The organism is Bradyrhizobium sp. MI1.4 (assembly GCF_055811315.1).
Genome location: NZ_JBVVPP010000023.1, coordinates 89,806 through 96,457, shown reverse-complemented (window position 1 = coordinate 96,457; position 6,652 = coordinate 89,806). Strand labels below are relative to the sequence as shown.

Here is a 6,652-nt window from a genome sequence, read left to right as displayed (position 1 = left end):
GGTTTTCCTGCGTGTGCTTTTCGCGCAGCGGACCGCGGGTGCCAGCCGGCACCCGGCCTTCCCTGCGCCCTCTTGGACAAGAGGGTGAAGCGACCAAGCAAAGCTCGGGCGAAATGCGCCGCGAGAACGCGAAGGCGTGTCCGTCTACCTCGAGATTCCGGTTCGAGCACCGATGTCTTGTCCCTAACGCTAGGGACAGACACGTTGCCGCGATCCGCTTAGCATGATCCGCCCGCTTGCTCGGGACCGCAGGAGGGAACGCGTATGTCGGACGACGTGCCTTCTGGGCAGCGTCGGTGCGTCCCGGAGAGCAGTGCAAGCTCGAGCCGGGGCGCCCGATGCAGCCGGCGGAGTCATCAAAGCGGACAGGGAGGAACGGGACATGAAGATCGGTTTCGCGCGAGCCTCGCTTCTTGTGGCATGCGTCCTTTTTGGAAATGCTGCTCACGCGGACATCAAAATTGGAATTGTGATTTCGGCAAGCGGCCCGGGATCCGCTCTGGGACAGCCGCAGCTCAAGACGGTTGCAGCTCTTCCGAAAGAGATCGGTGGAGAGAAGGTGACCTATATCGTCCTGGACGACGAGTCGGATTCGACCAAAGGGGTCCAGAACGCACGCCGGCTGGTGATCCAGGATAAGGTCGACGTGCTGGTCGGCTCCTCTCTGACCCCGGTGACCATGCCGATGCTGGATGTCGCGCTCGAATCGAAGACGTCGCTGCTGTCTCTCGCTGCCGCTACGGCCATCGTTCAACCGATGGATGAGAAGCGTGCCTGGGCTTTCAAGGTCGTTCCCAATGACGACCTCATGGCGGCCGCCATCCTCAAGCATATCGCGACATCAGGCGTGAAGACGCTCGGCTATATCGGCGTTTCGGATGGCTACGGCGAGGGCTACTACAAGGAGGTGAGCCGCCTCGCGCCTGCGTTGGGGCTGACCGTAACCACACATGAGGTCTACGCGCGCGCCGACACCAGCGTCACCGGTCAGGCGCTGAAGGTGATGTCGACCAATCCCGATGCCGTCTTCATCGCGTCCGCAGGAACTCCGGCCGTCCTGCCGCAGCAGGCGCTCCGCGAGCGCGGATACGCCGGGAAGATATTTCAGACACACGGCGTGGCCAGTGAGGAGTTCATCAAGCTCGGCGGCGCGAACGTCGAAGGTGCGGTATTCGCGGGCGAAGCTTTTACCATTGCCGCCGATCTTCCCGCAGGAGATCCGTTCCGTCGTTCGACGGAGGAGTTCGTGACCGCGTATGAAGCGGCGAACGGACAAAAGCCCAACATGTTCGCTGCTCACCTCTGGGATGTCGTGGCACTGATCGGAAAAGCTGCACCGGATGCGCTGAAGACGGCAAAGCCTGGCACAATCGAATTTCGCGCGGCGCTGCGGGACGCACTCGAGCGTGGGCAGAACATCTATCTCAACAATGGGCTGTCGAACATGAGCAAGGCCGATCACAACGGCTATGATGAGCGCTCGGCCTTTCTCATCAAGGTCGAAGGCGGGAAGTTCCGCCTGGCAAAGTAGCGGCGCGCCGATGCACGATCTGGTCTGGTCCGCCTCAGACCCAGCCGCCATCGACGATGTAGTGCTGGGCTGTGCAGGCAGAAGCCTCGTCGGAAGCGAGGAAGATGGTGAACTTCGCGACCTCGTCGGGCATGAGCTTGCGCTTCAGGCATTGTCGTTGCATGAGCTCGACCTCGCCCTGGGGTGTCATCCATTTATCGAGCTGGCGCTCAGTCATGATCCATCCCGGCGCTATCGCGTTCACGCGGATATTGTAGGCGCCGTAATCGCGCGCCAGAGAGCGTGTGAGACCGATCACCCCCGATTTGCTGGCGGTGTAGGCGGCCATGCCGCCTTGTCCGGCGATCCACGATACCGAGCCGAAATTGATGATAGCGCCGGCGTTCGCCGCCTTCATGTCGGGCAACACGGCCTGCGCAGCAAAGAACTGGTGCTTCAAGTTGACCCCGATGCGGTCGTCCCAATATTCCGGTGTCATTTCCTCGGTGCTGTGCCGCTCGTCATGCGCGGCATTGTTGACGAGGATGTTGATCGCGCCGCGCACATTGCGCGCCTCCGCGACACCGGCACGTAACGCGGCAATATCGGTCAAGTCGACACGCATGAAACGCGCGCTAAGACCTTGATCCGACAGCTCGCGTGCCAGCGATTGGCCCGCGTCGACATTGATGTCGAAGAACACGACATTGGATTTCTGCTGTGCGAAGCTCCGCACGATCGCAGCGCCAATTCCCGATGCGCCTCCGGTGACGAGAACGACCTTGCCGGCGAGGTCGGAATAAACGGCAGCCATGGATATCCCTCGATTTGCGTTGGGGGCAGCGCGACGCGGCCCGACTCTCCCGCTCACCTTAGCGACCTCCCTCGTGAGGTGCATAGGTCAGAATTTCAGTTGCGTACCTCAAAAATCGAAGGCAGGATTGCATCAAAGAATAAGAGCCCTTGGGAGGAATGTGATGAGACTGCTCGGGAAACTGGGACTAGCCGTTGTCGCATGCCTGTTCGGAGCGAAACTCGCTGCGGCCGAAACGACGGTCAAGTGGCTGCACATCGAGGCCAACCCGGCCCAGGTCAAAATCTGGGAGGAGGTTGCGCGCGCCTATGAGGGGTCGCATCCCGGCGTCAAGGTCGAGATGCAGTTCCTCGAGAACGAGGCCTACAAGGCCAAGCTGCCGACCATCCTGCAATCCAAAGACCGGCCCAACATCATCTACAGCTGGGCCGGCGGTGTCCTGAAGACGCAGATCGAGGCCGGTGTGCTCGACGACATCACCGATTCTGTGAAGGGCTACAGCGACAGTCTCACACCGGCGGCGCTCGCCGCCTTCACCAGCAACGGCCGTGTTTATGGTCTGCCCACGGCGCTCTCGCAGGTCGGCTTCCTCTGCAACAAGGAGCTGATGGCCAAGGCGAAGGTCGACCCTGCCGGGATCAAGAGCTGGGACGATCTGCTTGCTGCCGTGAAGACGTTGAAATCCGCCGGCGTGACCCCGATCGTGGTCGGCGGCGCCGATAAGTGGCCACTGCACTTCTACTGGACGCATCTTGCTGTGCGCATCGGCGGCAAGGCGGCGTTCGATGCGGCGTTGCGTGGCGAGAACGGCGGCTTTGCCGGGGAAACCTTCCAGAAATCCGGCGAGCTGTTCAAGCAACTCGTGGATCTCCAACCGTTCCAGAATGGCTTCCTGGGTTTCAAGAACCCGCAGGCGGTCGGCTATTTCGGCGACGGCAAGGCGGCGATGACGCTCGCGATCAGCACGGTCTATCATCTGCAGCGCGCTCTCGCCGCCGACAAGGTCGGATTGATCGAAGACAAGATCTGCTGGTTCGACTTCCCGGTCGTGACCGGCGGCAAGGGCGCTCCGACCGATACGCTCGGGGGCATCACCGGTTGGTTGATCACAAAAGGCTCGCCGAAGGAGGCTGTCGATTTCCTGAAGTACTTCGTCTCCAAAGAGGTGCAGACGCGGCTTGCCGCGGGCAACTTCATCATCCCGGTGGTGCAGGGTGCGGATGTCGGCCTCAACAACGCCTTCATGAAGCTGATCGCCGCCAATCTAGCGAAGTCGAACTACCACCAGAACTTCTATGACCAGAGCCTGGGTCCGTCGGTCGGCCGCGTCGTCAACGACGTTACTGCCGAGATCGCCGGCGGCAGCATGAGCCCGCAAGAGGCTGCCAAGGCGATCGAGGCGGCGTGGAAACAGGGCAACTGACGGTGACGCGGCGGACCGCGAGCGTGTCGGCGATCGGCGCTGCTGGCGAGATGATCCCGCAGGTCACGGTCCGTGGCCCGAGTTGGGACGGCCGGCTGACGGTGCTCATCCTGTTCCTGCCGCCGGCGCTGCTGTTGTTCACGTTGTTCGTTGTGCTGCCGATCGGCGAAGCAGCCTGGTATTCGGGCTTCAATTGGAACGGGTTCGGCAGGCCGACCAACTGGATTGGCCTGGACAATTACCGCTTTGTGCTGGAGACCCGCGCCTTCTGGCTCGCTCTGCGCAACAACGGCCTGATCATCGCTGTTTCGCTCGCCATCCAGCTGCCGCTTGCGCTCACCCTGGCCTTGATGCTCGCCGAACGCTTTCGAGGGGCGGTGGCGCTGCGCATGCTGTTCTTCATGCCCTATATCCTGGCGGAGATCGCAACCGGGCTGATCTTCAGCTTCGTCTATGATGGCGACTACGGCCTTGTGGCCTCGATCTGGCGCAGCTTCGGCGCCGAGCCGCCGCATCTGCTTGCATCGACGGATACGGCCATGCTGGCGGTGCTGATCGTGGTCGTCTGGAAGTACTTTGGCTTCCACATGATGCTATTCATCGCAGCGCTCCAGGGCCTCGACAAGAGCCTGGTCGAGGCGGCGCGTATCGACGGCGCGACCCGATCGCAAGCCTTGCGACATGTGGTCATCCCCTTGCTCTATCCGACGATCCGGCTCTCCGTGTTCTTCGCCATCGTCGGCTCGTTGCAGCTGTTCGATCTCGTCATGCCCCTGACGCGCGGCGGGCCCGCGGACGCCTCGAACACGATGGTGAGCTTTCTTTACAACAATGGCATCTCGCGCATGCGGGTCGGCTACGGCAGTGCCATCGGCGTCATTCTGTTTGCGATCTGCGTGACCTTTGCCTTCACGTACAAGCGATGGTTCATGCGCGATGAGTAACGTCAGGACCATCCGAGCGCCGTTCGATCCCTCAGTATTGTTCAAGCTGGTGTTCCTGGCCGTTGTTGCCATCATCGTAATGGTGCCGCTGCTCGCGACCTTGTTCGGTGGTTTCAAGTCGCTCGGCGAACTGCGCGTCAATCCGTTCGGCCTGCCACGTCACTGGGAGTGGCAGAACTATGCCGACATCCTGTTCTCGGCACGCTACTGGCAGCTCTTGCGCAACTCGCTGATCATCTCGACCCTCACGGTAGCCTTGACCCTGATCGTCGCCTCGATGGCGGCGTTCACCTTCGCCCATATCAGGTTCTACGGCAGCTCGATGCTGCTGAGCTACCTGACGCTGGGCCTGCTGTTTCCGGCCGCGACGGCGGTGCTGCCGCTCTTCATCAAGGTACGCGATCTCGGGCTGCTCGATACATATTTTGGCGTTGCCCTGCCGCAGACGGCCTTCAGTCTTGCGATGAGCGTGTTGCTGCTGCGGCGCTTCTTCAAGGACATCCCGTACGAACTGCTGGAGGCCGCGCTGGTCGACGGCTGCAGCTATATCAAATTCTTCCGCTATGTGACGTTGCCGTTATCGCGGCCGATCCTGGCGACCGTCGGTACCATCACCTTCGTCAACAGCTGGAACGCCTATCTGCTGCCGCTGGTGATGCTCAACACCGACGCGCTCTATCCCTGGCCGCTCGGTATCATGATTTATCAGGGCGAGTATTCGTCCGAGTGGCATCTGATCCTGGCCTTCATCACGTTGACCATCCTGCCGACGATCATTCTCTTCCTCCTGGCGCAGAAGCACATCGTCGCAGGCCTCACCGCCGGCGCGGTCAAGGGATGAACGGTACCTCACGGAGATCACAATGAGAAAAGTCGGCATCGGCATCATCGGCTGCGGCAATATCAGCACCGCTTATCTGAAGGCGGCCCAGCGCTTCGCGGTCATGGAAATCAAGGCGCTCGCCGATATGCGCAGCGATGCGGCAGAGCGGCAGGGCGCCGCCTTCGGGTTGCCGGCGATGCGGGTTGATCAGCTGCTCAAGCGAGACGACGTTGAGATCGTCATCAATCTCACTGTGCCACTCGCCCACACCGACGTCAGCCTGGCGGTGCTGAACGCCGGCAAGCACGTTCATTCCGAGAAGCCGCTCGGCATTAACGTCACGGAAGCGCGCAAGGTGATGGAGCTCGCCGCGCAGAAGAATCTTCGCGTCGGTTGCGCGCCCGATACGTTCCTGGGCGGTGGGCACCAGACCGCGCGCAAGCTGATCGACGATGACGCGATCGGCACGCCCGTGGCCGGCAGCGCGTTCTTCGGCTGCCCCGGCCATGAGCGCTGGCATCCGGCGCCGGGTTTCTATTATTTGCGCGGCGGCGGCCCTATGCTTGACATGGGCCCGTACTACATCACCGATCTCGTGCAGCTGCTCGGCCCGGTGGCGAGCGTGATGGGCTCGACCGCGCGTCCGAAATCCGAGCGGCTGGTCACCAGCCAGCCGATGAACGGAACGCTGATCCCGGTCGAAGTTTCGACCCATGTCGCCGGCACGCTCGAATTCGAGGGCGGGGCGGTCGTCTCGATCGCGATGAGCTTTGATGTGCCGAAGCACCGGCACGCGCCGATCGAGATCTATGGCGACAAGGGCAGCATGCTCGTGCCCGATCCGAACCGCTTCGGTGGCGAGGTGCAGGTCGCCAAGACCGGCGGCGACTGGGAACCGGTGTCGCTGACCCACGGTCATGTCGATGGCGAGTTCCGTTCCATTGGCGCCGCCGATATGGCCTCCGCGATACTGAACAACCGGCCGCATCGTGCGAGCGGCGCGCTCGCTTTCCACGTGCTGGAGGTGATGGAGGCGTTCCAGATCTCTGCCGAGGAAGGCCGGCGCGTCAAGATCGAGAGCCGCGTCGAGCGGCCGGCGATGCTGCCGGCCGGGCGTGAAACCGGACAGATCGACTGA

Annotated in this window: 6 protein-coding genes; 5 read left to right on the top strand and 1 reads right to left on the bottom strand. The window is 62.0% G+C overall.

Annotated features, from left to right (window positions below; all coding sequences use genetic code 11):
- The first annotated feature begins 382 nt into the window (after window positions 1–382).
- Window positions 383–1,531 (top strand): ABC transporter substrate-binding protein, encoded by a 1,149-nt coding sequence (locus tag AC0L23_RS23720; RefSeq protein ID WP_473297705.1) that lies wholly within the window; start codon window positions 383–385, stop codon window positions 1,529–1,531.
- 34 nt (window positions 1,532–1,565) lie between these two features.
- Here the strand turns inward: AC0L23_RS23720 and AC0L23_RS23715 are convergent, their stop codons facing one another.
- Window positions 1,566–2,324: an SDR family NAD(P)-dependent oxidoreductase gene (locus tag AC0L23_RS23715; RefSeq protein ID WP_473297699.1), complete on the bottom strand. Its 759-nt coding sequence runs from the start codon at window positions 2,322–2,324 to the stop codon at window positions 1,566–1,568.
- A gap of 163 nt (window positions 2,325–2,487) precedes the next feature.
- Here AC0L23_RS23715 and AC0L23_RS23710 point away from each other — a divergent pair, with 163 nt between their 5' ends.
- From AC0L23_RS23710 to AC0L23_RS23695, 4 genes are read left to right on the top strand one after another with little or no spacing between them, the layout of a single operon-like run.
- Window positions 2,488–3,747 carry an extracellular solute-binding protein gene (locus AC0L23_RS23710; protein ID WP_085352422.1) on the top strand — a complete coding sequence of 420 codons (1,260 nt, stop codon included), beginning with the start codon at window positions 2,488–2,490 and terminating at the stop codon, window positions 3,745–3,747.
- A 2-nt stretch (window positions 3,748–3,749) separates the two neighbouring features.
- Window positions 3,750–4,691, top strand: coding sequence for a carbohydrate ABC transporter permease (locus AC0L23_RS23705; protein WP_446481994.1), 942 nt, complete (start codon window positions 3,750–3,752; stop codon window positions 4,689–4,691).
- On the top strand, window positions 4,684–5,532 hold the full coding sequence (locus AC0L23_RS23700; RefSeq protein ID WP_247370710.1) for a carbohydrate ABC transporter permease: 849 nt from the start codon (window positions 4,684–4,686) through the stop codon (window positions 5,530–5,532). The genes AC0L23_RS23705 and AC0L23_RS23700 overlap by 8 nt, the downstream gene beginning before the upstream one ends.
- Before the next feature lie 22 nt (window positions 5,533–5,554).
- A complete protein-coding gene (locus tag AC0L23_RS23695) occupies window positions 5,555–6,652 on the top strand; it encodes a Gfo/Idh/MocA family protein (protein ID WP_247370706.1) in 1,098 nt (365 codons plus the stop codon).